General features: G+C 69.6%; 23 protein-coding genes, 1 tRNA gene and 1 pseudogene. 13 read left to right on the top strand and 12 right to left on the bottom strand.

Annotated elements, in window-relative coordinates; all coding sequences use genetic code 11:
• Positions 1–52: 52 nt before the first annotated feature.
• From tolB to DX914_RS10850, 6 genes are all read left to right on the top strand, one after another.
• Positions 53–1,366 carry a Tol-Pal system beta propeller repeat protein TolB gene (tolB, locus tag DX914_RS10875; RefSeq protein WP_115858987.1) on the top strand — a complete coding sequence of 438 codons (1,314 nt, stop codon included), beginning with the start codon at positions 53–55 and terminating at the stop codon, positions 1,364–1,366.
• A gap of 102 nt (positions 1,367–1,468) precedes the next feature.
• Positions 1,469–2,008: a peptidoglycan-associated lipoprotein Pal gene (gene pal, locus DX914_RS10870; protein ID WP_115858986.1), complete on the top strand. Its 540-nt coding sequence runs from the start codon at positions 1,469–1,471 to the stop codon at positions 2,006–2,008.
• 15 nt (positions 2,009–2,023) lie between these two features.
• The gene (ybgF, locus tag DX914_RS10865; protein WP_115858985.1) at positions 2,024–2,875 is read left to right on the top strand and encodes a tol-pal system protein YbgF; all 852 of its coding nucleotides are present in this window, start codon (positions 2,024–2,026) and stop codon (positions 2,873–2,875) included.
• Between the two features lie 94 nt (positions 2,876–2,969).
• Entirely contained in the window at positions 2,970–3,647 is a 678-nt protein-coding gene (gene queE / locus DX914_RS10860) for a 7-carboxy-7-deazaguanine synthase QueE (RefSeq protein ID WP_115858984.1), read from the top strand.
• A 103-nt stretch (positions 3,648–3,750) separates the two neighbouring features.
• Positions 3,751–4,449 carry a 7-cyano-7-deazaguanine synthase QueC gene (gene queC, locus DX914_RS10855; RefSeq protein ID WP_115858983.1) on the top strand — a complete coding sequence of 233 codons (699 nt, stop codon included), beginning with the start codon at positions 3,751–3,753 and terminating at the stop codon, positions 4,447–4,449.
• A gap of 99 nt (positions 4,450–4,548) precedes the next feature.
• Positions 4,549–4,624: transfer RNA gene (locus tag DX914_RS10850), tRNA-Lys, on the top strand.
• A 316-nt stretch (positions 4,625–4,940) separates the two neighbouring features.
• Here the strand turns inward: DX914_RS10850 and DX914_RS10845 are convergent.
• Genes DX914_RS10845 through DX914_RS10835 form a run of 3 tightly spaced genes read right to left on the bottom strand, consistent with a single transcriptional unit; the run spans position 4,941 to position 6,619 of the window.
• Entirely contained in the window at positions 4,941–5,453 is a 513-nt protein-coding gene (locus tag DX914_RS10845) for a hypothetical protein (RefSeq protein WP_115858982.1), read from the bottom strand.
• A gap of 47 nt (positions 5,454–5,500) precedes the next feature.
• Positions 5,501–5,905 (bottom strand): hypothetical protein, encoded by a 405-nt coding sequence (locus tag DX914_RS10840; protein ID WP_147300651.1) that lies wholly within the window; start codon positions 5,903–5,905, stop codon positions 5,501–5,503.
• A 3-nt stretch (positions 5,906–5,908) separates the two neighbouring features.
• A complete protein-coding gene (locus DX914_RS10835) occupies positions 5,909–6,619 on the bottom strand; it encodes a GAP family protein (RefSeq protein ID WP_115858980.1) in 711 nt (236 codons plus the stop codon).
• Between the two features lie 163 nt (positions 6,620–6,782).
• Here DX914_RS10835 and DX914_RS10830 point away from each other — a divergent pair, with 163 nt between their 5' ends.
• Entirely contained in the window at positions 6,783–7,376 is a 594-nt protein-coding gene (locus tag DX914_RS10830) for a hypothetical protein (protein ID WP_115858979.1), read from the top strand.
• A gap of 46 nt (positions 7,377–7,422) precedes the next feature.
• On the opposite strand, the gene pip is transcribed toward DX914_RS10830, so the two are convergent.
• A complete protein-coding gene (gene pip / locus DX914_RS10825) occupies positions 7,423–8,376 on the bottom strand; it encodes a prolyl aminopeptidase (RefSeq protein WP_115858978.1) in 954 nt (317 codons plus the stop codon).
• 112 nt (positions 8,377–8,488) lie between these two features.
• Here pip and DX914_RS10820 point away from each other — a divergent pair, with 112 nt between their 5' ends.
• Positions 8,489–8,968: a hypothetical protein gene (locus DX914_RS10820; protein ID WP_115858977.1), complete on the top strand. Its 480-nt coding sequence runs from the start codon at positions 8,489–8,491 to the stop codon at positions 8,966–8,968.
• A 4-nt stretch (positions 8,969–8,972) separates the two neighbouring features.
• Here DX914_RS10820 and DX914_RS10815 read toward each other — a convergent pair whose 3' ends face one another.
• A complete protein-coding gene (locus DX914_RS10815) occupies positions 8,973–9,611 on the bottom strand; it encodes a DUF6498-containing protein (RefSeq protein ID WP_115858976.1) in 639 nt (212 codons plus the stop codon).
• A 22-nt stretch (positions 9,612–9,633) separates the two neighbouring features.
• The gene (gene cysK / locus DX914_RS10810) at positions 9,634–10,590 is read right to left on the bottom strand and encodes a cysteine synthase A (protein ID WP_115858975.1); all 957 of its coding nucleotides are present in this window, start codon (positions 10,588–10,590) and stop codon (positions 9,634–9,636) included.
• 352 nt (positions 10,591–10,942) lie between these two features.
• Here cysK and DX914_RS10805 point away from each other — a divergent pair, with 352 nt between their 5' ends.
• From DX914_RS10805 to DX914_RS10790, 4 genes are all read left to right on the top strand, one after another.
• Positions 10,943–11,980, top strand: a complete 1,038-nt coding sequence (locus tag DX914_RS10805) for an efflux RND transporter periplasmic adaptor subunit (protein ID WP_115858974.1) — start codon at positions 10,943–10,945, stop codon at positions 11,978–11,980.
• 49 nt (positions 11,981–12,029) lie between these two features.
• Positions 12,030–15,155 carry an efflux RND transporter permease subunit gene (locus DX914_RS10800; RefSeq protein ID WP_115858973.1) on the top strand — a complete coding sequence of 1,042 codons (3,126 nt, stop codon included), beginning with the start codon at positions 12,030–12,032 and terminating at the stop codon, positions 15,153–15,155.
• 235 nt (positions 15,156–15,390) lie between these two features.
• Positions 15,391–15,948, top strand: coding sequence for a GNAT family N-acetyltransferase (locus DX914_RS10795; protein WP_115858972.1), 558 nt, complete (start codon positions 15,391–15,393; stop codon positions 15,946–15,948).
• On the top strand, positions 15,938–16,969 hold the full coding sequence (locus DX914_RS10790) for a TrmH family RNA methyltransferase (RefSeq protein ID WP_115858971.1): 1,032 nt from the start codon (positions 15,938–15,940) through the stop codon (positions 16,967–16,969). Before DX914_RS10795 ends, DX914_RS10790 begins: the two co-directional genes overlap by 11 nt.
• 463 nt (positions 16,970–17,432) lie before the next feature.
• Here DX914_RS10790 and DX914_RS20585 read toward each other — a convergent pair.
• From DX914_RS20585 to DX914_RS10765, 5 genes and pseudogenes are all read right to left on the bottom strand, one after another.
• Positions 17,433–17,675, bottom strand: a pseudogene (locus tag DX914_RS20585) (RebB family R body protein); the annotation flags it as partial.
• A gap of 148 nt (positions 17,676–17,823) precedes the next feature.
• Positions 17,824–19,224 carry a M28 family peptidase gene (locus DX914_RS10780; protein WP_231118243.1) on the bottom strand — a complete coding sequence of 467 codons (1,401 nt, stop codon included), beginning with the start codon at positions 19,222–19,224 and terminating at the stop codon, positions 17,824–17,826.
• 397 nt (positions 19,225–19,621) lie between these two features.
• Positions 19,622–20,023: a large-conductance mechanosensitive channel protein MscL gene (gene mscL, locus DX914_RS10775; protein WP_115858969.1), complete on the bottom strand. Its 402-nt coding sequence runs from the start codon at positions 20,021–20,023 to the stop codon at positions 19,622–19,624.
• A 45-nt stretch (positions 20,024–20,068) separates the two neighbouring features.
• Positions 20,069–20,782, bottom strand: coding sequence for a fumarylacetoacetate hydrolase family protein (locus DX914_RS10770; RefSeq protein WP_115858968.1), 714 nt, complete (start codon positions 20,780–20,782; stop codon positions 20,069–20,071).
• A gap of 8 nt (positions 20,783–20,790) precedes the next feature.
• Entirely contained in the window at positions 20,791–21,102 is a 312-nt protein-coding gene (locus DX914_RS10765; RefSeq protein WP_115858967.1) for a hypothetical protein, read from the bottom strand.
• Positions 21,103–21,224: 122 nt separating this feature from the next.
• Between DX914_RS10765 and DX914_RS10760 the strand changes: the two genes are divergently transcribed.
• A complete protein-coding gene (locus DX914_RS10760; RefSeq protein WP_425480679.1) occupies positions 21,225–21,542 on the top strand; it encodes a Rieske (2Fe-2S) protein in 318 nt (105 codons plus the stop codon).
• 27 nt (positions 21,543–21,569) lie between these two features.
• On the opposite strand, the gene DX914_RS10755 is transcribed toward DX914_RS10760, so the two are convergent.
• On the bottom strand, positions 21,570–23,417 hold the full coding sequence (locus tag DX914_RS10755) for an SLC13 family permease (protein WP_115858965.1): 1,848 nt from the start codon (positions 23,415–23,417) through the stop codon (positions 21,570–21,572).

Raw genomic sequence — 23,417 nt, 5'->3', positions numbered from 1 at the left:
GTTAAGAATCCCAAGCTGAACAAGTCCCCTGCGTCCGAACCATGGAGTGCCGATGAATCGACCCCTGACCTGGCTGGCCGCGCTGCTGGCGCTGCTGCTTCCGTTCACCGCCGCGGCCCAGGGGCTGGATGTCGACATCGTCGGCGGCAAAGCCGCTGCCCTGCCCATCGTGGTCGTGCCCATGCCCTACCAGGGCTCGGCCACCGCACCGCAGACCGACATCGCCAAGGTGATCCGCGACGACCTCAACCGCTCCGGCCAGTTCCGCGGCCTGCCCGTGGAGCGCATGGGCAGCCAGCCCAGCCAGGGCAGCCAGATCAACTACCCCGAGTGGCGCGCGATCAACCAGGACTACATCGTGGTCGGGCGCGTCGTCGACGGCGGTGCCGGCAGCTACCGCATCGAATACGAACTGTTCGACGTGGCCAAGCAGCAGCGCCTGGCCGGCTTCGCCTACACCGCGCGCGCCAACGCCGTGCGCGACGCCGCCCACCAGATCGCCGACGCCATCTACGAAAAGATCCTGGGCGTGCGCGGCGCGTTCTTCACCCGCATCGCCTACGTCACCGCCAACGGCACCGGCCGCGGCGCCGACTACGTGCTGAAGATCGCCGACTCCGACGGCTTCAACCCGCAGCCGGTGGTGCGCTCGCCCGAGCCGCTGCTGTCGCCGGCCTGGAGCCCGGACGGCAACCGCCTGGCCTATGTCAGCTTCGAGGGCGGCAATTCCTCGATCTACATCCAGAACATCAGCTCCGGCAGCCGCGAGCTGATCGCCAAGTTCCGCGGCATCAACGGCGCGCCGGCGTTCTCGCCCGACGGCCGCCGCCTGGCCCTGACCCTGTCGCGCAGCGGCAACCCCGAGATCTACGTGATGGACCTGGGCAGCAAGGCGCTGACCCAGCTGACCAACCACTTCGGCATCGACACCGAGCCGACCTGGAGCGCGGACGGCAGCAAGATCTATTTCACCTCCGACCGCGGCGGCAAGCCGCAGATCTACCAGGTCGCCTCCAGCGGCGGCGGCGCCACCCGCGTGACCTTCCAGGGCAGCTACAACGCCACGCCCAGCGTGTCCTTCGACGGCAAGAAGATCGCCGTGGCGCAGGGCGCAGGCAACACCTACCGCATCGCCATGATGGATTCGACCTTGGGCACGCCGCGCTGGAGCACGCTGTCGCCGGGCTCGCTGGACGAGTCCCCGACCTTCGCTCCGAACGGCGCCATGATCATTTATGCTGCGCGCGAAGGCCGCAGGGGCGTGCTGTATTCGGTCTCCGCCGACGCCCGCGTGCGCGAGCGCGTGGTGCTGGACGACGGCGACGTGCGCGAACCGGCCTGGGGCCCGTACCGCTCGCCGCGCTGACCGCAGCGCGACCCCGCTACCGTTTAATCCCCCGGCATCGGCTGACCCCTTAGTCCTGCCTCCCCCTGCTCCAAAGTAGTGCTCATCCAGACGAGGAAAACCATGAACAAGCTCGCTACCGCCAACGTCGGCAAGCTCCTGCTGGCCGCCGTGCTGTGCACCGCCGCCGTCGCCTGCTCGAAGAAGGTCAAGGAAGTGCCGCCGACCGACACCGGCAGCAACACCGGCACCACCCAGCCGTCCGACGGCGGTGGCCCGGTCGCGTCCGGCGCCTACGGCCCGAACGACCTGGATACCGACGCCTGCCTGCGCCAGCGCGTGGTCTACTTCGATCTGGATCAGGACAGCCTGAAGCCGGAATTCCAGAACATCGTCGGCTGCCATGCCAAGTACCTGCGCGACCGTCCGTCCTCGCGCATGACCCTGGAAGGCAACGCCGACGAGCGCGGCAGCCGCGAGTACAACCTGGGTCTGGGCGAGCGCCGCGGCAATGCCGTGTCGTCGGCCATCCAGGCCAACGGCGGCTCCGGCAGCCAGATCACCGTGACCTCCTACGGCGAAGAGCGCCCGGTCTGCACCGAGTCCAACGAGGACTGCTGGGCCAAGAACCGCCGCGTCGAGATCGTGTACACCGCCAAGTAATAAGGCCCACGATCGATGCGCACGTTCGCACAGACCCTGGCGGCTTCGATCGTTTGCGGAGCGGCGGCCCTCGTGGCCGCCGCCCCCGCGTCCGCCCAGCGCGCCAGCCTGGCCGACCGCGTGGCCCTGCTCGAGCAGCGTGCCAACGACACCCAGGGCAACGTCGACCTGCTCAACCAGGTCACCCAGCTCAAGTCCGAAGTCCAGGCCCTGCGCTCGCAGGTCGAGGAACTTCAGCAGCAGATGCAGCAACAGCAGCAGTCCAGCAAGAACCAGTACCTGGACCTGGACGGCCGCTTGAACCAGCTCGAAGGCGGTGCCGCTCCGGCCGCGCCGGCTCCCGCGCCGTCGGCGGCTCCGTCCGCCGCCGCGCCCAAGCCGGCCGCCGTGCCCGCGGCGCCCGCGCCCGCGCCGCACGCCGCCGCCCAGGACCGCCCGCCGGCGGTCTATGGCGACGCCGGCACCATCGCCCAGAGCGAGGACGAGCGCGGCGCTTACGACGTGGCCTTCAACGCGCTCAAGGCCGGCCTGTACGCCGACTCGGCGCGCATGTTCCAGGCCTTCATCGAGGCCTACCCGAACGGCACCTACACGCCCAACGCCCTGTACTGGCTGGGCGAGAGCTATTACGTCACCCAGAACTACCAACTGGCGATGACGCAGTTCCAGGCGCTGTACGACCGCTACCCCACCCACGACAAGGCGCCCGGCGCCCTGCTCAAGCTGGGCCTGTCCCAGCAGGGCCTGCGCCAGCTCGACGCCGCCGAGCGCACCCTGGGCGAAGTGGTCGCGCGCTACCCCGGCAGCGACGCCGCGCGCGCCGCCTCCGACCGCCTCAACGCCCTGCAGCTCGGCCGCCTGCGCTGAGCTCCAGGGCCGGGCCGCCCGCCGCGACCCGCCCAAGCCGCACCGTTCCATCCTGGCGCCGGCCCCGGCCGGCCGCCTCCGCTAAACTATGCGCATGAACGCCGTTTCGACCGACGCGGCCCTGGCGTCGCCCGAGCGCCTGCGGCTGACCGAAATCTTCCTGTCCCTGCAAGGCGAGGCCCGCAGCATCGGCTGGCCCACCGTGTTCGTGCGCCTGACCGGCTGCCCGCTGCGCTGCCAGTACTGCGACACCGCCTACGCCTTCCACGGCGGCCAGTGGTGGGACTTCGACGCGATCCTGGCCGAGGTGGCCCGGCATGGCGCGCGCCACGTCTGCGTGACCGGCGGCGAGCCGCTGGCGCAGAAGCGCTGCATCGCCCTGCTGAGCCGGCTTTGCGACGCCGGCTACGAGGTGTCGCTGGAGACCTCGGGCGCGATCGACATCGCCGAGGTCGACCCGCGGGTGTCGCGGGTACTGGACATCAAGACCCCGGATTCCAAGGAAGCCCATCGCAACCTGTGGAGCAACCTGCCGCTGCTGACCGCGCACGACCAGGTCAAGCTGGTGATCTGCAGCCGCGAGGATTACGACTGGGCCAAGGACGTGGTCGCGCAGCATCGGCTGACCGACGTCTGCGACGTGCTGTTCTCGCCCAGCTTCACCCAGATCAAGCCCAGCGACCTGGCCGACTGGATCGTCGCCGACCGCCTGCCGGTGCGCTTCCAACTGCAGTTGCACAAATTGCTGTGGAACGACGAGCCGGGGCGCTGACGCCAGCCCCCACCCCGTCATTCCCGCGAAAGCGGGAATCCAGTAGCTTCAGCGCGATGTAACGATCCGCCTCGCTCCGCCCTCACTGCGAATCACGAACCCCATGAAAAAAGCCGTCGTCCTCGTCTCCGGAGGCATGGACTCCGCCGTCGTCATCGCCATCGCGCGCGAGCAGGGCTATGCCGTGCACGCGCTGAGCGTGCGCTACGGCCAGCGCCACACCTCCGAACTCGACGCCGCCGCGCGCGTCGCCCAAGCCCTGGGCGCGGTCGCGCACAAGACCGTCAACGTCGACCTGCGCAGCATCGGCGGCTCGGCGCTGACCGACGAAACCATCGAGGTGCCGCTGGACACCGACGCCCATCCGGTGGGCCTGGACGCGCCCAAGGACGACATCCCGGTCACCTACGTGCCCGCGCGCAACACCATCATGCTGTCGGTGGCGCTGGGCTGGGCCGAGGTGCTGGGCGCCAACGACATCTATTGCGGCGTCAACGCGGTGGATTACTCCGGCTACCCCGACTGCCGCCCCGAGTTCGTCGAGGCCTTCGAGCGCCTGGCCAACCTGGCGACCAAGGCCGGCGTCGAGGGTGCCGGCCTGCGCGTGCGCGCGCCGCTGCAGTACCTGAGCAAGGCCGACATCGTCCGTGAGGGCCTGCGCCTGGGCGTGGATTTCAGCCAGACCGTGTCCTGCTACCAGGCCGACGACGAGGGCCGCGCCTGCGGCCACTGCGACGCCTGCCGCCTGCGCGCCGAAGGCTTCGCCGCCGCCGGCGTGGCCGATCCCACGCGCTACGTCTGAACGCCGCCGCGCCCGCGGGCTGCATCCGCCGCGCGCCCTGCGCTAGAATGCACGCCCCGGCCGCGCCGGGCGCTGCACACCGGCCCCGCGCCGGGCATCGGGTCGTTAGCTCAGTCGGTAGAGCATCGGACTTTTAATCCGCTGGTCGATGGTTCGAATCCATCACGACCCACCACTTTCCCCCGGACAGTCGGCCTCGCATTCGGGCTCACATCCGCTGGTCGATGGTTCGAATCCATCACGACCCACCACTTTCGCCGGACAGTCGGCCTCGCATTCGGGCTCACATCCGCTGGTCGATGGTTCGAATCCGTCACGACCCACCACTTTCCTCCGGCCTGCATCGTCGCCTGCCTTTGTTCCTCCCTTTGAAAAGGGGGGCTAGGGGGATTTGCTGTTGCCGTTGCTCCCCGCGAAGAGCAAATCCCCCTCAATCCCTCTTTTTTAAACAGGGAAGCTAAAGCAGGGAAGGACTTAAGAGAGAGGGTTTCCTACCAGAACTTCCAGAACGGCTTCTTCTCCGTCGTCGGCTTGGCCGCCGATTCCGGCAACTCATGCCCGTAGTACGGAATCGCCTCGCCGCTGAAGCCGTCGATCTCCTGATCCAGCGGCTCGAAGGTGTCGTGCAGCCACTTGCGATGCTGGTGCTCCGCGTCCTCGGCCTCGGCCGTGGTGAGCAGCAGGAAGCCATGCGTATCCGAGCCGCCGTAGGAATCGCTATGCACATAGACCCGATAGCGGTCTTTGAGTATCTCCGCCAGCGAGGCGATCATCACGTAGCGGTCGCGGCCGCTGACGGTCAGAGGAATGGCATAGCTCACGCCGCGGTATACGATTTCGCGCGGGTCTTCCTCGTCGCTCATGGTCAGCGCATCTTCGGCGGCCAATTCGGCGGAGAAGGACTCGACCACTTCGGATTCGAACGAGCGCCAGTCGATCCAGATCAGCGCGTCGAACAGCGCGTCTTCGTCCAGGGCGATGAGCTTGGCGAGCGGTGTGCGCATGGCGTCCTCCGTGAGCGAGCGCGTGGCGGCCTGGCCGCGATGGGGCTTTATATCAGCTTGGCCTGCTTGCAACGCGGGCAGGGGTCACCGGGTGCGAATTCCACCTTCAGCGTTCCTTGCGAGCGGCATTCGGGGCAGGCGGTGGTGGCCAAAGTGAAACGATCCGACCAGGCACCGGTGGCGACCTCGTAGAACTCCAGGTGGACGCCGGTGCCCTGCAGGGTCACGCGCTCCCGATCGAGTTCGACCCGGCACAACTCCATGCGTTCGCCGTCGTGCGGCCCGCGCGGGCCGGCCGTGGGCAGCATGAATTCGCTCAGGCATTGCACGCACAGCGCATAGCAGTAGCCGCCCATGGGCGGGTCGCTGCGGTAGCTGCCGTGCTGGTGGTCGCTGCTGAAGCTGAAGTCGCAGCGGCGGCACAGGCACATCGTTCCCCAGAGCGAACCCATGCCTCAGTCCTCCCACCAGGCGGGTGCGTCCGCTCTCGCCGGCGTGCCGTCGCGCAGGTTCAAATAGCGTCCCACCGCATCGCCGGCCAGAGCGATGCCGACGATCGCCACGATCCACAGCAGCGTCTCGCGCGCGCCGCGTTGCAGCGATTCGCGCCAGCGTTCGAAACGATCCTGCAGGCGCTCCCGGGCGAATACGTACAGGCCCAACAGCAGCAGCGGCGGGGCGACGAAGATCGCGTTGTAGACCAGCAGCAGCGGCAGCCACTGCCACCAGGCCAGTTGCGCCGAGGTCATGACCGCGATCGCGGCGAAGTAGGGCAGCGCGGTGACCAGTTCCACCGCGGTCACGGTCATGCCCAGCAGCATCATGCCGAGCAGGCCGCCGACGCGCGGCTGGCGCGGCTGCGGCGCCTGCTTGGGCTGCTTGGGCGCGAAGATGCCGTAGCCCAGCATGGCCAGGCCCAGGGCGAACTGCAGCGCCAGCACCAGCGGATGATCGAAGGCCGCGCCGAAACGCTGCACCGCGGCGCCCAGGCCCAGCATCAGGGCGATGCCCAGCGTGAGGTAAGCCACCGCGATGCCGGCGATATAGGCCAGCAGGCGCGGCGCCGCGCCGGGGCGCGCCATCCACCACAGCGCCACCGCCAGCGCGGACGGGTTGATGCTGTCGACCACGGCCAGGCCGAGCACGGGCAATGCGATGTCGGTCATGCGGCTGCGGCGCGAAGGGAAGGGCGATTGTGCCGGAGGCGGGGGCCGCCCCGGTACGGTCGATGGTCATGACGTGGTGGCGCGTGGCGCGATTGTCGCCGACCGCAGCAGCGTCTATCGTGGCCTGCGCCTCGCGGCGCTCTCCCCCAACGAAAGGAATCCCATGCACGCCCGTTCGCTCAGCCTGCTGCTGCTCGCACTCGCCGCCGCCCCACTGCACGCCGAAACCGTCGCCACGCCGGCCATCGCCGCGCCCGATGTCGCCCATGCCAAGAAGTACGCCCAGGACGGCATCAGCCTGTCGCTGCCGGGCAACTGGAAGGTGATCGAGAACACCGCCATGGAACAGGGCGGCGGACGCGCGCTGGGCATCGAGGCCGACAAGCCCGACTTCGAAACCCTGGGCCTGGACATCACCGTGCAGGTCTACCCCGACGACATCGCGCCTTCGCTGCAGGGCGCGGCCGAATTCCTGGTCCAGCAGCAGACCGAAGGTTCCGACAGCTACACCGAAGCCAAGCACGCCGACTACAAGCTCGGCGGCCGTTTCCCGGCCCTGGTCGCGCGCTACACCCACACCGCGTTCGGCGCCGATTCGGCCTATGCCAAGCGCGTGGACCTGTACGCGATCAAGGCCTGTGGCGCCGGCTGGACCTGCCTGCTCTACACCCAGACCGTGGCCGCGAACGAAAGCGCCGCCAGCGCCGGCATGGCCCAGTTGTACGACACCGTAAAGTTCGCTCCGGCGAAGAAGTGAGCGCGACACAGCGACGCGCGATCCGCGCGTCGCTGCGCTGCCGCGCTCAGGCGTAGCGATCGGCCAGGGCGTCGGTCGCGCGCACCAGCACGTCGACGATGGCCGGGTCGGCCGCGCTGTGGCCGGCCAGCACCACCTGGAAATCGGCTTCGGGCCAGGCCAGGTGCAGGTCGTAGGCGCTCTTCATCGGGCAGATGATGTCGTAGCGGCCGTGGACGATGGTGGCGGGGATGTGGCGGATGCGGTCGACGTCGCGCAGCAGCTGGTCGGGCTGCAGGAAAACGTCGTGGCGGAAGTAGTGCGCTTCGGCGCGCGCCAGGCTGATCGCCGCCTGCGGTTCTTCGAAGTTGCCGGCCTCGTCCGGGTCGTGGATCAAGGTGGTGCTGCCGCCTTCCCAATAGCCCCAGGCCTGCGCCGCGGCCAGGCGCACGGCCGGGTCGGCGCTGTCCAGGCGGCGCCAGTAGGCCTCGGTGAGGTTGTCGCGTTCGTCCTCGGGAATATGGCCGACGTAACGCTCCCAGCGTTCGGGGAAGATCCAGCGCGCGCCGCCGTCGAGTTCGTTGAACCAGCGCAGTTCGCCGGGGCGGCCCAGGAAGATGCCGCGCAGCACCAGGCCCAGCGCGCGCTCGGGGTGCGCCTGCGCGTAGGCCAGGGCCAGGGTCGAGCCCCAGGAGCCGCCGAACACCACCCAGCGTTCGATGCCCAGGTGCTCGCGGATGCGCTCGATGTCGGCGACCAGGTGCGCGGTGGTGTTGTCGCGCAGCTCGGCGTGCGGGGTGGACTTGCCGGCGCCGCGCTGGTCGAACAGCACGATGCGGTAGCGCGCCGGATCGAAGAAGCGGCGGTGGTAGGGCGAGACGCCGGCGCCGGGGCCGCCGTGCAGGAAGATCACCGGCAGGCCGTCGGGGTTGCCGCATTCTTCCAGGTGCAGTTCGTGCAGGCCGTCCACGGCCAGGCGTTGGCTGCGGTAGGGCTCGATCTCGGGGTATAGCTCGCGCATGGGCGGGGTGTCCGTGTGGGGAGGGCCAGCATACGGGCGCCGGCGCGCCGGCGCAGGTGCCGCCGGCCGCGGCGACGGGTAAGCTGGGCGCCATCCCGCGCAGGAGGCGACCATGGTGGATCAGCGCAAGATCGGCATTTCGCCCGAAGCCGCGGCCGCGGTCGCGCGCGGCGATCTGATCGTGGCGATCAAGCTGGTGCGCGAAGCCAACCGCGTCGACCTGCGTTCGGCCAAGGAAGCGGTGGAGGCCTGGCGCGACAGCCGGCCGCTGCCCGACAAGGCCGCCAAGGCTTCGTCCGCAAGCGCCGGCGGCCTGCCGGCCAAGGTGCTGTTGGCGCTGTCGCAGGGCAAGACCCTGGAAGCGATCAAGCTGCTGCACGAAAGCGGGCTGGACCTGCGCAGCGCCAAGCAGCGCATCGACGCGCACCTGCAGACGCACCCGGTCAAGCGCGAAACGCGCGCCTCGATGCCGGTGACGCAGCGCCCGCCGACCGTGCAGGAAGAGCGCAACGACCACCGGGTGGTGGCGGCCGCCCTGATCGCGGTGGCGATCGCGGTGTTCGCCTACGTCTGGGACGCGGGCTGGCTTTGAACCTTTAGGGCTCGCCGTCGCCGGCGGTGTCGCCGGCACCTAGCGTCGGCCGTTTGCGCGCCGCGTTCTGTGCCATGCGCCGGTCGATCGCATCCAGGCCCAGGTCCGAGGCGGTCTTGAGCGCGGTGAACAGCAACAGCGCCGCGGTGCCGTGGCCGCCGGCGCCGAAGATAATGGTCAGGTGCATGGGCAACACGCGCAGGTAGGGCGTGAACATCAGCGCGCCCAGGTTGGGCCGGCCGCGCAGGTCGGCCGCGTGCTGGTCCTCATAGGTGCGCCGCTGCGACAGTGCGAACGACACGCCGCAGGCCACCAGCACCAGCCAGTCGAACGCGGCCGACACGCGGTGCTCGGCGAACAGGAAGGCCAGATAGGCCAGGTGGAAGAAGCCGTAGTGCAGGACGAAGAAGCGGGCGGTGGATCGTTTGCCTTCCTCGTTCTCCGGTACGGGCTGATCGCCCGAGGTGAAACCCTGCGTGCTGAACTCGCGCAGCGACAGCATGCGCTTGCGCGCGTAGTAGCCCACGATCACGCTCTGGATCCAGTAGGCCCACAGCAGCCAGCCCACGTTCCAATCCAACACCAAGGCCGCGACCAGGGTCGCGGCGTTGGACAGCAGCAGGTTGCGCGCCGACGGGCTCATGCGTGCCTGGATCGCGCGCGCCTCAGCCCAGGCTCGCCAGCCAGTCTTCGTCGGAGCCTTCGTTGACGCCTTCGAACAGGATCGTGCTGAGGTAGCGCTCGCCGGTGTCGGGCAGCATGGCCAGGATCACCGAGCCGGGTGCGGCGGTCTTGGCCACTTCCAGCGCGGCGGCCGCGGTGGCGCCGGCGGAGATGCCGACGAACACGCCTTCCTCGGCGGCCAGGCGCCGCGCGGTGTCGCGCGCGAGCAGGTCGTCCACCGGCAGGATCGCGTCGGCGGCCTGCGGGTTGAGCACTTCGGGCACGAAGTCCGGGGTCCAGCCCTGGATCTTGTGCGGCTGCCATTCCTTGCCGCTGAGCAGGGCGGCGCCGGCGGGTTCGGACACGGTCACGCGCACTTCCGGCCGCGCCAGCTTGAGCATCTCGCCCACGCCGGTGAGGGTGCCGCCGGTGCCCCAGCCGGTGACGAAATGGTCGAGCCGGCGGCCGGCGAAGTCCTGCAGGATTTCCGCGGCGGTGGTCTGGCGGTGGTAGGCCGGATTGGCCGGATTCTGGAACTGGCGGGCCAGGAACCAGCCGTGCTTTTTCGCCAGTTCTTCGGCGCGGCGCACCATGCCGCTGCCGCGTTCGGCGGCGGGCGTCAGGATCACCTTGGCGCCGTAGGCGCGCATCAGCTTGCGCCGTTCCACCGAGAAGGTTTCCGACATGGTCGCCACGAACTTGTAGCCGCGCGCCGCGCAGACCATGGCCAGGGCCACGCCGGTGTTGCCCGAGGTGGCTTCGACCACGGTGTCGCCGGGCTTGAGCAGGCCGCGCGCTTCGGCGTCGAGGATGATGGCGATGGCCAGGCGGTCCTTGACCGAGCCGCCGGGATTGAAGGATTCGACCTTGGCGTACAGGGTCACCTGCGGCGGGGCGATGCGTTGCAGGCGCACGATGGGCGTGCGGCCGATGGTGTCGAGAATGCTGTCGTGGATCATGGGCGTGGCTCCTAGGTGGGGGGACGACCTGGACGAAAGGCGAAACTAGTGCGGCGGCGGTGCGTCCGGCCACCTCGGCCGGCGAGCGGACGGGGGCGTAGGGCAGCTGCCGCCAGATTCGGCAAACCTTACACGCAGGCGGGGTCTAGGACCGGCCACCGCTGTCAACCAATGGCCCACGCGACCGTTCACAACGGGCCGCTAGAATCGGCCGGATCGATGCTGCGCGCCCGCTCGCGCCGCCGCCCGTGCCTCCCCATGACGTCCCCGTTCAGAGAACCGCATGCGCTTGAGTCCCCGTTCCCCCGTTGCCCGTTACAGCGCCGGCTGCGCCATCGCCCTAGTCCTGGCCATGGCGGCGTGCAGCAAAGGCGGCGAGCGCCAACCGGGCGGCGGCGGTGGCGGTGGCGACCGGCCGGTGCCGGTGACCCTCCAGGCCGCCGCGCTGCGGCCGTGGAACGACACCGTGCAGGCGCTGGGCAACGTCAAGGCGCGCGAGTCGGTGACGGTGACGGCCAAGGTCAGCGAGACCGTGCAGCGCGTGCATTTCGAAAGCGGCGACGTGGTCGCCGCGGGCGCACCGCTGGTGACCCTGACCGGGCAGGCACAACAGGCCGCGCTGGATCAGGCGCGGGCCACCGCCAAGGAAGCCGAGACCCTGTATCAGCGCCAGACCGAACTGGCCGGACAGCAGCTGATCGCGCGATCGGCGCTGGACACCCAGCGCGCCACCCGCGACGCCGCACGCGCGCGCGTGGCGCAGATGGCCGCCGACCTCGACAACCGGGTGATCCGCGCGCCGTTCTCCGGCGTGCTCGGCCTGCGCCAGGTCAGCCCCGGCTCGCTGGTCACCCCGGGCACCGCGATCGCCACCTTGGACGACACCGCGCGCGTCTACGTCGATTTCCCGGTGCCGGAAACGCTGCTGGCCAACATCGGCGCCGGTCAGCATCTGGCCGGCACCAGCGCGGCCTACCCCGGCCGCTCGTTCGAAGGCCAGGTCAGCACCGTCGATGCGCGCGTCGATCCGGCCACGCGCGCGATCACCGTGCGCGGCGATTTCGCCAATGCCGACCGCGCGCTGCGGCCGGGCATGCTGGTGCAGATCACGCTCGACCGCCCGCAGCGCGAGGCGCTGCTGATTCCGGAAATCTCGGTGGTGCAGGTCGGCAACGATTCCTATGTGTTCCGGGTCAAGCCCGACGGCACGGTAGAGCGCGCCGACGTCAAGATCGGCACCCGTCGCGAAGGCCTGGCCGAGATCGTCGAGGGACTGAAGGCCGGCGAGCGCGTCGTGGTCGACGGTACCGGCAAGCTGCGTCCGGGCAGCAAGGTGGTCGAGGGCGGCGCCAAGCCGGCGCCGGCCGCCAAGGGCGGCGGCAATGGTTGAGCGCCTGCGCATGCCGTGCCCCGTCAGCGCGCCGCGGAGCTGAGCGACGATGAATATTTCCGATCTGTCGATTCGCCGTCCGGTGTTCGCCACCGTGATGAGCCTGCTGCTGATCACCCTGGGCGTGATGGCCTTTTCGCGCCTGACCCTGCGCGAGCTGCCGGCGATCGATCCGCCCATCGTCTCGGTCGACGTGACTTATCCGGGCGCATCGGCGGCGGTGGTCGAAACCCGCATCACCCAGGTGCTGGAGGACGCGCTGGCCGGCATTGAGGGCATCGAGACCATCGAGTCGCGCAGCGTCAACGGCCGCGCCTCGATCAGCATCGAGTTCACCCTGCAGCGCGAGATCGAGGCCGCCGCCAACGACGTGCGCGACGCGGTCAGCCGGGTCACCAACCGTTTGCCCGAGGAGGCCGATCCGCCGCAGATCGAGAAGGTCGAAAGCGACGCCGACCCGATCATCTGGCTCAACATGAGCTCCAAGCAGATGGACACGCTGCAGCTGTCCGACTATGCGGAGCGCTACGTAGTCGACCGCCTGTCCTCGGTGGACGGCGTGGCCCAGGTCCGCATCGGCGGCCAACAGCGCTACGCGATGCGCATCTGGCTGGACCGCGACGCGCTGGCCGCGCGCGACATCACCGTCAACGAGGTCGAGGCCGCGCTGCGCGCCGAGAACGTCGAACTGCCGGCCGGCCGCATCGAATCGCAGGCGCGCGACTTCACCTTGCGCGTGGCGCGCAGCTACCAAAAGCCCGAGGACTTCGCCCAGATTCCGCTGAAGAAGGGCGCCGACGGCTACGTGGTGCGCCTGGGCGACGTGGCCAAGATCCAGCTCGACTCGGCCGAGCGCCGCGCCTATTACCGCAGCAACGGCGAGCCCAACATCGGCCTGGGCATCGTCAAGACCTCCACCGCCAACAGCCTCGACGTGGCGTTGGCGGTGCGCAAGGCCGCCGATACCATCCGACCGTCGCTGCCGCAGGGCACCGATATTTTCGTCGCCTTCGACACCACGGTGTTCATCGAATCGGCGGTGGAGCGCGTGTACCACACCCTGGCCGAGGCCATCGTGCTGGTGCTGATCGTGATCTGGCTGTTCCTGGGCAGCTTCCGCGCCGCCTTGATCCCGGCGGTGACGGTGCCGGTGTGCCTGATCGCCGCCTTCATCCCGCTGTACCTGTTCGACTTCTCGATCAACCTGCTGACCCTGCTGGCGCTGGTGCTGTGTATCGGCCTGGTGGTGGACGACGCCATCGTGGTGCTGGAGAACATCCAGCGCCGCGCCGACCTGGGCGAGCCCAAGCTGGTGGCCGCCGCGCGCGGCACCAAGCAGGTCGCGTTCGCGGTCATCGCCACCACCGCGGTGCTGGTGGCGGTGTTCCTGCCGGTGGGCTTCATGGAGGGCAACACAGGTCGCCTGTTCCGCGAGCTATCGGTGGCCTTGGCCGGCGCGGTGGCGATATCGGCCTTCGTCGCGCTGACCCTGACGCCGATGATGTCCTCCAAGCTGGTGCGCCCGCACAAGGACGAGAAGTCCAACCCGATCAACCGTTGGGTCAATGCGCGCCTGGACGGCGTCAGCCGTCGCTACCGCCGCTGGCTGGACCGCAGCGTCGAGCGGCCCTGGCTCTTCGGCTTGCTGATGCTGGCCGCGATCGGACTGAGCTACGGCCTGTTCCGCTTCGTGCCTTCGGAACTGGCGCCGCCGGAAGACCGCGGCTCGTTCCAGATTTCGATCCTGGGCCCGGAAGGCGCCGGCTTCGACTACACGGTCAAGCAGGTGCAGCAGGTCGAGAAGATCGTGGCCGCGCACGTGGGCCCGGACAAGACCATCCAGCGCTACAACCCGCGCGTGCCCGGCGGTTTCGGCGCCAGCGAGGAAATGCACACCGGCCGCATCGCGGTGTTCCTGCAGGACTGGGACAAGCGCGACGTGAGCACCGCCGACGTGGCCGACAGCCTGCGCGGCGAACTCAGCCAGCTCACCGGCGTGCGCGCGTTGCCGCAGGTCAGCGGCGGCCTGGTGCGCACGCGCGGTCAGCCGATCCAGATCGTGCTCGGCGGCCCCGAGTACGCCCAGCTCGCGCAGTGGCGCGACAAGCTGCTCGCGCGCATGGAGCAGAACCCGGGCTTCTTCTCCGCCGACTCGGACTACAAGGAAACCCGGCCGCAGATGCGCGTGGAGATCGACCGCCAGCGCGCGGCCGACCTGGGCGTGAGCGTGACCGACATCGGCCATGCGCTGGAAACCATGATGGGCTCGCGCCGCGTCACCACCTTCGTCCAGAACGGCGAGGAGTACGACGTGATCGTGCAGTCCGACCGCGCCCTGCGCGCCTCGCCGGCGGACCTGGAAGCGATCCAGGTGCGCGCGCGCGACGGCGGGCTGGTGCCGCTGTCCAACCTGGTGACCCTGCAGGAGCTGGCGGAGCCCGGCAGCCTCAACCGCTTCAACCGCCTGCGTTCGATCACCATCAGCGCCGGCCTGACCCCGGGCTACCGCATGGGCGACGCCATCGCCTGGCTCAACCAGGTGGTGAGCGAGGAACTGCCGGATCAGGCGCAGATCGACTGGAAGGGCGAGTCGCGCGAGTACCAGGCTGCCGGCGGCGCGGTGCTGCTGACCTTCGCCCTGGCGCTGCTGGTGGTGTACCTGGTGCTGGCCGCGCAGTTCGAGAGCTTCATCCACCCGTTCGTGATCATGCTGACCGTGCCCTTGGGCGTGCTCGGCGCGCTGATCGGCCTGGCCCTGACCGGCGGCACGCTCAATCTGTTCAGTCAGATCGGCATCGTGATGCTGGTGGGTCTGGCGGCGAAGAACGGCATCCTGATCGTGGAGTTCGCCAACCAGTTGCGCGACGAGGGCCGCAGCATCCACGAGGCCATCGTCGAATCCTCGGCGGTGCGCCTGCGTCCGATCCTGATGACCTCGATCGCCACCGTGGTCGGCGCGCTGCCGCTGGTGCTGGCCGGCGGCCCCGGTTCGGCCAGCCGCGCCACCATCGGCGTGGTGGTGATCTTCGGCGTGTCGTTCTCGACCCTGCTGTCGCTGTTCATCGTGCCCGCGTTCTACGTGCTGCTGGCCAAGTACACCAAGTCGCCCGAAGCGGTGGCGCACGAGCTGGAAAAGCTGGAGCAGGAGACGCCGCAGGCAGGCGGGCACGCTTGAGGCTGCGTTGACGGCGCGGTGAACTCCGCGCCATGGGTCTGTTGGAAGCAGCATCGGTGGGTTCCGGCTTGCGCCGGGATGACGGGTTGAGCGCGTTCCAGTTTGCGCCGGAGTGACGGTCAGAGGGCGATCCTCCAGCCCCCGTCATTCCGGCGAACGCCGGAACCCATTTTGATCTTCAGCCGCAGCCTGCACCGGACGCAGCCCCGAGCCCGCTTGAGTTAGGCTATCGCGCATGAATGCCGTTCCCATCCACGCCCCGCCGCCGGCGGGTGCGGGCTTCGTGCTGCGCCCCTGGCGCGCCGACGACCTGGACAGCCTGCTGGCCCACGCCGACGACGAACAGGTCTCGCGCGGCGTCAGCGACCGCTTCCCGTACCCGTACACGCGCCAGGACGGCGAGCGCTTCCTGAGCGGGCAGGTGATCGACCTGCACGATCCGGTGTTCGCGATCGAAGTCCAGGGCCGCGCCTGCGGCGGCATCGGTGCGCGCCCGGGGCAGGGCGAGCGCCGGCACACGGCCGAGTTCGGCTACTGGCTGGGGCGCGCGCTGTGGAACGGCGGCCTGATGACGCGCGTGGTCGCGGCCTTCGCACCCTGGGCTATGCGCGAACTCGCCCTGCACCGGCTGTATGCGACGGTGCTGGACAGCAACCCGGCTTCGGCGCGGGTGCTGCTGAAGAACGGTTTTATCGAAGAGGGCGCGCAACGCTGCGCCGTGGTCAAACGCGGCGAGCTGCGCGATCTGCGCGTGTTCGCCAGAACGAGAAGGAGCCTGGACGATGCGCCATGACCCACCCGGAGGTCCGCGCCGTCCCGGCGGCGGCCCGTGGCGCCGCGACGGCGCGCACGACGGCAACGAACGCGGCCCGCGCGAGCCGCGCGGCGACGGTCCCTGGCGCGGCCGCCGCGACGACAGCGGCGCCGCATCGCCGCCGCGTTCGCGGCCGCCGCACGCAGGCGACGCCGGCCCGCGCCGCGAGCGCCCCGCGCGCGCGCCGCAGGAAGGCGGCCGCGGATTCCAGGTCGGCGAACGCCTGGACGAGGCGCAGCTGCGGGGTGAGCGCCCGGCGCGGCGTCCGCGCGATCTGGAGCTGCGCGTGTACGGCCTCAACGCCGTGCGCGCGGTGTACGCGCGGCGCCCGCAGGCGATCCGCAAGCTGTATCTGACCGAGTCGCGCATTCCCGCGCTGCAGCCGTTGTTGGCCTGGTGCGTGGCTAACCGCGTCGGCTACCGCGTGGTGGAAGAGGCCGATCTGGACAAGCTGGCCGCCAGCCAGCACCACGAAGGCGTGCTGGCCGAAGTGCTGCGCGAGGAGCCGGCCTCGCTGTCGGCCTGGCTGCGCGACCTGCCCGCCGGTCCGCAGGCGGCGCTGTGGCTGGACGGCGTGGGCAACCCGCACAACCTGGGCGCGATCCTGCGCTCGGCCGCGCACTTCGGCGTGTCGGCGGTGCTGCTGCCCAAGCATTCGTCGCTGGCCCTGTCCGGCGCGGCCGCGCGCGTGGCCGAAGGCGGCGCCGAGGCCGTGCCGATGGTGCGCCTGGGCCGCGACGACAACGCGCTGGCGCAGCTGCGCAGCGCCGGCTTCGCGTTGGCGGCCACGCTGGTGCGCGGCGGCGACGATGTGTTCGCGGCCCAGCTGCCCGAGCGGCTGATCTACGTGGTCGGCGCGGAAGGCGAGGGCATGGATCGCGAATTGGCGGCGGCTTGCGATCTGCGCTTGTCGATACCGGGCAGCGGGGCGGTGGAGAGCTTGAACGTGGCTTCGGCGACGGCGGTGTTTTTGGCGGCTTGGGCGTCGCGGGGGAGTTAAGAGCAAATCCCCCCTAGCCCCCCTTTTTCAAAGGGGGGGACTACATGCGTCGCCTTTGTTTGTCTTCCCCCTTTGAAAAAGGGGGATTGAGGGGGATTTGCTGTTGCTTTGCTCTCGCCGCAACTCACCCCAACCGCCGAATCGCATCCAACACGCCCGCATACGCCTCCCCCTGCTCGGGGTGGGCGATCATCGCGCGCAGGCACACCGCCGTCGCGGCCAACTGCAGCGACTGCAAGGCTTCGTGGTAGGCCGATTCGTTGATGCCGTGCAGCGTCGCCTGCATCGCATCGGCCACGCTGCGCGCGGCGTAGGCGAAATCGCCGGCGTGGTCGAGCGTGCTGTGCAGATTCAACTTCAAGGCATCGACGATCTGGCTGTTGACGCCGCCGACCGTAGCCGCGGCTTTCAGGTTGGCCACGCCTTCCTGCGTTGCCGCGACCAGCGGTTCCCCAGCGCTGGCCGCCACATCGGCGGTGGTGTCCAGCGAATAGATCTGCATCACGCCCTGGTTGGCCGCGGCCTGCATCAGCGAGTTCTGTTGCTGCTGCGCAGCGACCGCGTTCTCGAACAGGATGCCGGTGGAGTGGGCGAAGCTCTGGTAGATCGAACCCATCGCAATGGCCGGCGCTTCGCCGATGACTTTGACGTTGGATTGGGTGATGGAGTCGGTGATCTGATCGTTGACGGCGGTCGGGAAGGACATGGCGTGTTCCTGGTCGGTGGATGGGCGTTCCTTGCGAGGCCAGTCTAAAGGCCGCGCAACGACGCCAGGGGCCGGCCGTGAACCGCCGCGACCGCCGGCTTGAACGCCGGCGACGAACGGTCGCCGGCAGCGCAAGCAACGCCTGCGCTTATTCCGCCGGCGGCGTGACCGCCTTGAGCTGGCTGCCGAAGTCGCCCTCGGCCGACGCGGCCAGGTAGGCGAACACCGCGTAGGCGGCGACGTTCTGCGCCAGCGCCTGCGGGTCGATCTTGTCGAAGGTGTCGTCGGGCGTGTGGTGGTAATCGAAGTAGTCGCTGCCGTCCTGGGCCAGGCGCGCCCAGGCCATGCCCTTTTCGGCGATCGGGCCGATGTCGGGGCCGGGGCCGCCGGTGCCGGGCGTGTGTTCGATGCCCAGCGGCGCCAGCGCTGCAGCGATCTGCTTGTCGGCGGCCTGCGCATGCGCGGGCGCCGAGCTGGAATAGGCATAGATGCGGCCGGCGCCGAAGTCGCTCTCGGCGCCGATCTGGTGCTTGGCCACCGCGTTCGCGTGCGCGGCCGCGTAGGCCTTGCCGCCGTGCAGGCCCTGTTCCTCGTTGGCGTAGGCGATGACGCGGATGGTGCGCGCCGGGCGCGGCTTGATCTCGCCGATCAGCTTGGCGGCGGCCATGGTCAGGCCCACGCCGGCGGCGTCGTCGATGGCGCCGGTGCCCAAGTCCCAGGAATCCAGGTGGCCGCCGATGATCACCACTTCGTCCGGCTTCTTGCTGCCGCGGATCTCGCCGATCACGTTGTGCGAGGTGGCGGTGCCGTCCCAGCCGCAGTCCAGCGCCACGCGCACGCGCACCGGGCCCTTGGCGAGCAGGCGCGCGAGCTGGTCGGCGTCGGGCACGGCCAGCGCGGCCGACGGGATCGGGGTCAGGCCGTCGTCGTAACGGGTGATGCCGGTGTGCGGGTTGCGGTGCGAGTCGGTGCCGGCCGAGCGCATCAGGAACGCGGCCGCGCCGGCGCGGATCGCCGCCGACGGCGCGCGGCTGCGCACGCGCGAGCCCGGGCCGTAGCCGGCGCCGTCGCGCGCGCGCTGCATGCGGTAGTCGACGAAGGCGATCTTGCCGGCCAGCGAACCGGCGGGCGCAGCTTCCAGCGCGGCCAGGTCGGCGAAGCGCACGACTTCGGCCTCGACCGTGCCGGCCGGGCTGCCGCCCAGCGCGGTCAGCGCCAGCGGCTGGCGGTGCTTGCCGACCACCTCGGCGCGCTCGCTGCGGCGCTCCCACTTGGGGAAGGTGACCGGTTCCAGCCAGACCTTGTCGTAGCCCAGCTCGCGGAACTTGGCTTCGGCCCAGGCCACCGCGCGCGCGTCGGCCTCGCTGCCGGCCAGGCGCGGGCCGACCTCGGTGGTCAGCGATTCGGTGATGCGGTAACCCAGGTCGCTGGCCAGCGCCTTTTCGCGCAACTGCGCGGCCTGGGCCAGGGCGGCGTCGGGGATGCGGGTTTCGCGTTCGGCCGCGCGCAGCGGCCCGGCCAGGGTGGAGACGGACAAGACGACGGCCATCGCCGCCCACAACGGTGCGCGCATTCCCTAACCCCTGCTCACGAAGACGAAGCGTCGAGCTTAGCAACCCGCGCGCGCGGGCTTGCATGCCTCAAGTCACAGTGGACTTGAACGTTTTGCGGGTCTGGCTATCGCCAGGCTTGAGGCTGGGCGAAAGTTTGCCGACCTTGCGCTTTCGCATCGCCGGCGCCGGGGCTGCTTTGGGGTAGGAGCGGCGTAAGCCGCGACCGCGAACTCGCAGCCGCCAGGGCAAGCCGCGGGCCCCCACAGATCACCGAACGCGACGCACTGGCGCCGGCTGCCTTATGGCGCGGTCGCGGCTCGCGCCGCTCCTACCCCAAGGCAAAAAAGCGACGGCCGCGTTGAGCGGCCGTCGCTAGTGCGGCGCGCAGCGCGCTTACTTCTTCAGCGAATCGCGGATCTCGCGCAGCAGCACGATGTCTTCAGGCGTGGCCGGTGCCTCGGCGGGCTTGCGCACGCGGTTGTAGGCCTTGAGCACCAGGAAGATCACGAACGCGATCAGCAGGAAATCGATCGCCGTCTGCAGGAACTGGCCGTACTTGATCGCCACTTCGGCCGCGACTTCCTTGCCCGCCGCGTCCAGCTGCGAAGGCTTGAGCACGTACTTCCAGTCGCTGACGCTGACGCCGCCGGTCACGTAGCCGATCGCAGGCATCACGATGCCGTCGACCAGGGCGGTGACGATCTTGCCGAAGGCCGCGCCGATCACCACGCCCACGGCGAGGTCGACCACGTTGCCGCGCGAAATGAATTCCTTGAACTCGCCGATCATGCCCATGTCGCGTCTCCCTGTATGGCCGGCACGGGGGTGCCTAGGGCCCGACTATACCGTCGCTTCGCTGATCCGTCCGTCGAGTTCGGCCACGCCTTCGAGCACGGCGCGGTAGCGGTCGCCGGGCTGCAGCGCGGCCACGCCGGCCGGTGTGCCCATGAACACCAAATCTCCAGCCTTCAACGCGTACAGGCGCGACAGCTCGTGCAGGATTTCCGGCACGTTCCAGACCAGGTCGTCCAGGCGGCCCTGCTGGCGCAGCTGGCCGTTGACTTCCAGGGTCAGCGCACGCGCCCCCAGCTCGCCGACCTCGGCCACCGGCACGATCGGGCTGACCGGCGCGGAATGGTCGAAGGCCTTGCCGGTGTCCCAGGGCAGGCCCTTGGCCTTGGCCGCGGTCTGCAGGTCGCGCCGGGTCAGGTCCAGGCCCACGGCGTAGCCGAACACCAGCGCCGCGGCGTCGGCCGCGGCCAGTTCGCCTGCCGGCGCGTCGCGGCCCAGGGCCACCACCAGCTCGACCTCGTGGTGCAGGTCCTGGGTGCCGCGCGGGTAGGGCACGGCCTGGTCCAGCACGATCGCGTCGGCGGGCTTGAGGAAGAACACCGGGCGGCCGCGGTCGGCGGCCGAGGTGGGCACGGCGGCGCCCATTTCGCGCGCATGCTCGGCGAAGTTGCGACCGACGCAGTAGATGCGGCGGACCGGGAACTGTCCGCCGCCGCGGACCGGAATACGGGGCTGCGGCGGCGCCGCGATCACATCGGTCATTGCGGGCCTTACAGGGGACGGGTGGTGTCGCGGCGCTCCAGGCGCGCCGCGTCGACGACGCGGAATTCGCCTTCGACGATGCGCGGATCGCGCGCGGCGACGGGCTTGCCGCGGCGCTTCCACAATTTGTAGACGATGCCGGCGGCGATCATGGCCGCGCCGATCACCACGCTGAACATCACCAGCAGCGCCAGCAAGCCCAGGCCGATCAGGCCCACGGCGAAGCGCAGCAGCCGGTGGCGCGGCTTGCGCGGCTCGAAGGCGTTGCGCATGCGCTGCTGGAACTGGTGGTGGTCGAAGCGGAAGCTATGGGCGAACATTTCTTGCGTCGTGACACAATGCGGCCACAGTGGCCGGGCAACCGAGTATCGGACCAGCGATGAGCGAGGGTGTGAGAACTTCGTTAAACCATGCCGAAGGTGGCGCTTCCGTTGGGTCGCCGTTGCTGGCGCTGGAGCGGCTGCCCCTGGGCGGCTTCGCCGAGACCGAGGCCAGCATCGACGGCGACGCCGAGTCGCTGCTGCTGTACCGGGACGAGGCCGGCGTGCGCGCCTGGCTCAACATCTGCCCGCACGCGGGCCGGCGCCTGGACTGGGCACCGGGTCAGTTCCTCAAGAGCAAGGACGGGCTGCTGGTGTGCGCGGCGCACGGCGCCAGCTTCGAGCTGGGCGGCGGCAGCTGCGTGGCCGGGCCGTGCCGCGGCGAAGCGCTGCGCGCGGTGGCGGTGGTGGTGCGCGATGGGGCGGTTTGGTTGGCTTGAGGGGGCTAGGGGGATTTGCTCTTGCCCTCACTTCCCCCAGAACAGCAGATTCACCATCACCACGATCACCACCGTATAGATCAGCGACAACGGCCCGCCGATGCGCCACAGCTCCTTGCCGGTGTAGCCCGCCGGCCCGGTGATCATCGAGATCACCGGATTGGACGCGGTCATGAAGTTGTTCGATGCCGACAGCGCCACGATCAGCGCGAACGCGGTCGGGTTGCCGCCCGCGGCCAGGGCCAGGTTCACCGCCAGCGGCACCACCACGATGGTGGCGCCGACATGGCTGATCACCAATGAGAACAAGGTGGTCAGCAGGCCGATCAGTATTTCCAGCAGCCACACCGGCGTGCCCGTGGGCAGGCGCTCGATGGTGTGGCCGGCGATCCACGCCGCCGCGCCGCTGGAGTCCATGGCCCAGCCCAGCGGAATCAGGCAGGCCATCAGGAACACGGTCTTCCAGTTGATCGCCGAGTAGGCCTCGTCGATGTTGATCACGCCGGCGATCAGCATGCCGGCCACGCCGGTCATCAGCGCGATCGACACCGGCAGGCGCGAGGACAGCGCCAGCAGCATGGCCACGGCGAAGATCGACAGCGCGATCTTGAGCTTGTGCGGGCGCTGCTCGCCCTTGGGGTAGTCGGTGACCACCACCAGGTCCTTGCTCGCGGCCACGTCGCCCAGGTCGGTCCAGATGCTGTGCAGCACCAGCATGTCGCCGGAGCGCAGCGGCACGTTGCGCACGTTTTCGCGCAGCACCTGCTTGTCGCGGTTCACCGCCAGCAGGCTCAGGCCGGCCTGCTTGCGCAGGTGCAGGTCGCCGGCGGTCTTGCCGATGTAGCTGGAGGTGGGCGGCACCACCGCCTCGGAAATGCCGGCGCGGCTGGGGTTGAACAGGTCGCCGAAGGTACGCAGGCGCGAGGACAGGCGCAGGAAATGGTTCTGGGCGAAGTCGGCCACCTGCTGCTTGGGCCCCATCGCGCCCAGCACGCTGCCCACCCAGATGCGCGCGTCGGCCGGCGGCGACAGCCGCGACTCGTTGTCGCTCTTGAGCGCCAGCAGCAGCGGCGCGTCGCGCAGCGCCTCGGCCTCGCCCAGCGACATGCCCACCAGCGGGCTGTCGGCGGTGACGGTGAGCTCGTAAACGTCGCCCTCGATGCCGTAGGCCTTGGCGAAGTAGCTCTGGGTGCGCGCGGGCGTGGCGCCCTTGTCGCTGTCGTCCTTGAGCAGCTTGTCGCCGAAGAAATGGAAATAGGCCAGCGACGCGGCCAGCAGGGCCAGGCCGATCGGCAGCGGCGCGAACATCTTCAAGGGTTCGATGGTCGCCGCGCCCGAGGGCAGGTTGCTGTTGGCGTTGAGCAGCAAGTCGTTGAGCAGGATCAGCGGCGAGTTGCCGACCATGGTCAGTGCGCCGCCCATGACGATGGCCGCGGCGATCGGCAGCAGCAGCCGCGGCAGCGACAGGCCGGTGCGTGAGGACAGGCGCGAGGCGACGGGCATGTACAGTGCCATCACCGACGGGTTCTGCATGATCGACGAATTCAATCCCGCCACCGCCGTGGTCAGCAGCAGCAGCCGTTGCTCCACACCGTGCGCGCGCCGCAGCAGCCATCCGGCCAGGCGGTTGAGCGCGCCGGTGCGGTCCAGGCCGGCGCCCAGGATCATGGTGGCGATGATGCTGATGACCGCGTTGCCGGAGAAGCCGTTGAACAGCTCATCGGGCTCGACCAGGCCGGACAGGCCCAGCAGCACCAGCACCACCAGGGCGACCACGTCGGCGCGGATGCGCTCGAACAGGAACATCGCCATCGTGAAGCCCACCAGCCCGAGGACGAGCTTCATGTCGGTGGTGAGCGTCAGCGCGGTGTCCAT

Origin of the sequence: Lysobacter silvisoli (genome assembly GCF_003382365.1) — a bacterium.
In the GTDB taxonomy this organism is placed as follows: Bacteria; Pseudomonadota; Gammaproteobacteria; order Xanthomonadales; family Xanthomonadaceae; genus Lysobacter; species Lysobacter silvisoli.
This window is presented reverse-complemented; position numbering and strand designations above follow the sequence as displayed.

What these genes read in the sequence shown, in the direction of transcription:
- tolB (WP_115858987.1), top strand. Translation starts at nt 53, where the DNA reads ATGAATCGACCCCTGACCTGGCTGGCCGCGCTGCTGGCGCTGCTGCTT.
- pal (WP_115858986.1), top strand. Translation starts at nt 1,469, where the DNA reads ATGAACAAGCTCGCTACCGCCAACGTCGGCAAGCTCCTGCTGGCCGCC.
- ybgF (WP_115858985.1), top strand. Translation starts at nt 2,024, where the DNA reads ATGCGCACGTTCGCACAGACCCTGGCGGCTTCGATCGTTTGCGGAGCG.
- queE (WP_115858984.1), top strand. Translation starts at nt 2,970, where the DNA reads ATGAACGCCGTTTCGACCGACGCGGCCCTGGCGTCGCCCGAGCGCCTG.
- queC (WP_115858983.1), top strand. Translation starts at nt 3,751, where the DNA reads ATGAAAAAAGCCGTCGTCCTCGTCTCCGGAGGCATGGACTCCGCCGTC.
- DX914_RS10845 (WP_115858982.1), bottom strand. Translation starts at nt 5,453, where the DNA reads ATGCGCACACCGCTCGCCAAGCTCATCGCCCTGGACGAAGACGCGCTG.
- DX914_RS10840 (WP_147300651.1), bottom strand. Translation starts at nt 5,905, where the DNA reads ATGGGTTCGCTCTGGGGAACGATGTGCCTGTGCCGCCGCTGCGACTTC.
- DX914_RS10835 (WP_115858980.1), bottom strand. Translation starts at nt 6,619, where the DNA reads ATGACCGACATCGCATTGCCCGTGCTCGGCCTGGCCGTGGTCGACAGC.
- DX914_RS10830 (WP_115858979.1), top strand. Translation starts at nt 6,783, where the DNA reads ATGCACGCCCGTTCGCTCAGCCTGCTGCTGCTCGCACTCGCCGCCGCC.
- pip (WP_115858978.1), bottom strand. Translation starts at nt 8,376, where the DNA reads ATGCGCGAGCTATACCCCGAGATCGAGCCCTACCGCAGCCAACGCCTG.
- DX914_RS10820 (WP_115858977.1), top strand. Translation starts at nt 8,489, where the DNA reads ATGGTGGATCAGCGCAAGATCGGCATTTCGCCCGAAGCCGCGGCCGCG.
- DX914_RS10815 (WP_115858976.1), bottom strand. Translation starts at nt 9,611, where the DNA reads ATGAGCCCGTCGGCGCGCAACCTGCTGCTGTCCAACGCCGCGACCCTG.
- cysK (WP_115858975.1), bottom strand. Translation starts at nt 10,590, where the DNA reads ATGATCCACGACAGCATTCTCGACACCATCGGCCGCACGCCCATCGTG.
- DX914_RS10805 (WP_115858974.1), top strand. Translation starts at nt 10,943, where the DNA reads ATGGCGGCGTGCAGCAAAGGCGGCGAGCGCCAACCGGGCGGCGGCGGT.
- DX914_RS10800 (WP_115858973.1), top strand. Translation starts at nt 12,030, where the DNA reads ATGAATATTTCCGATCTGTCGATTCGCCGTCCGGTGTTCGCCACCGTG.
- DX914_RS10795 (WP_115858972.1), top strand. Translation starts at nt 15,391, where the DNA reads ATGAATGCCGTTCCCATCCACGCCCCGCCGCCGGCGGGTGCGGGCTTC.
- DX914_RS10790 (WP_115858971.1), top strand. Translation starts at nt 15,938, where the DNA reads ATGCGCCATGACCCACCCGGAGGTCCGCGCCGTCCCGGCGGCGGCCCG.
- DX914_RS10780 (WP_231118243.1), bottom strand. Translation starts at nt 19,224, where the DNA reads ATGGCCGTCGTCTTGTCCGTCTCCACCCTGGCCGGGCCGCTGCGCGCG.
- mscL (WP_115858969.1), bottom strand. Translation starts at nt 20,023, where the DNA reads ATGGGCATGATCGGCGAGTTCAAGGAATTCATTTCGCGCGGCAACGTG.
- DX914_RS10770 (WP_115858968.1), bottom strand. Translation starts at nt 20,782, where the DNA reads ATGACCGATGTGATCGCGGCGCCGCCGCAGCCCCGTATTCCGGTCCGC.
- DX914_RS10765 (WP_115858967.1), bottom strand. Translation starts at nt 21,102, where the DNA reads ATGTTCGCCCATAGCTTCCGCTTCGACCACCACCAGTTCCAGCAGCGC.
- DX914_RS10755 (WP_115858965.1), bottom strand. Translation starts at nt 23,417, where the DNA reads ATGGACACCGCGCTGACGCTCACCACCGACATGAAGCTCGTCCTCGGG.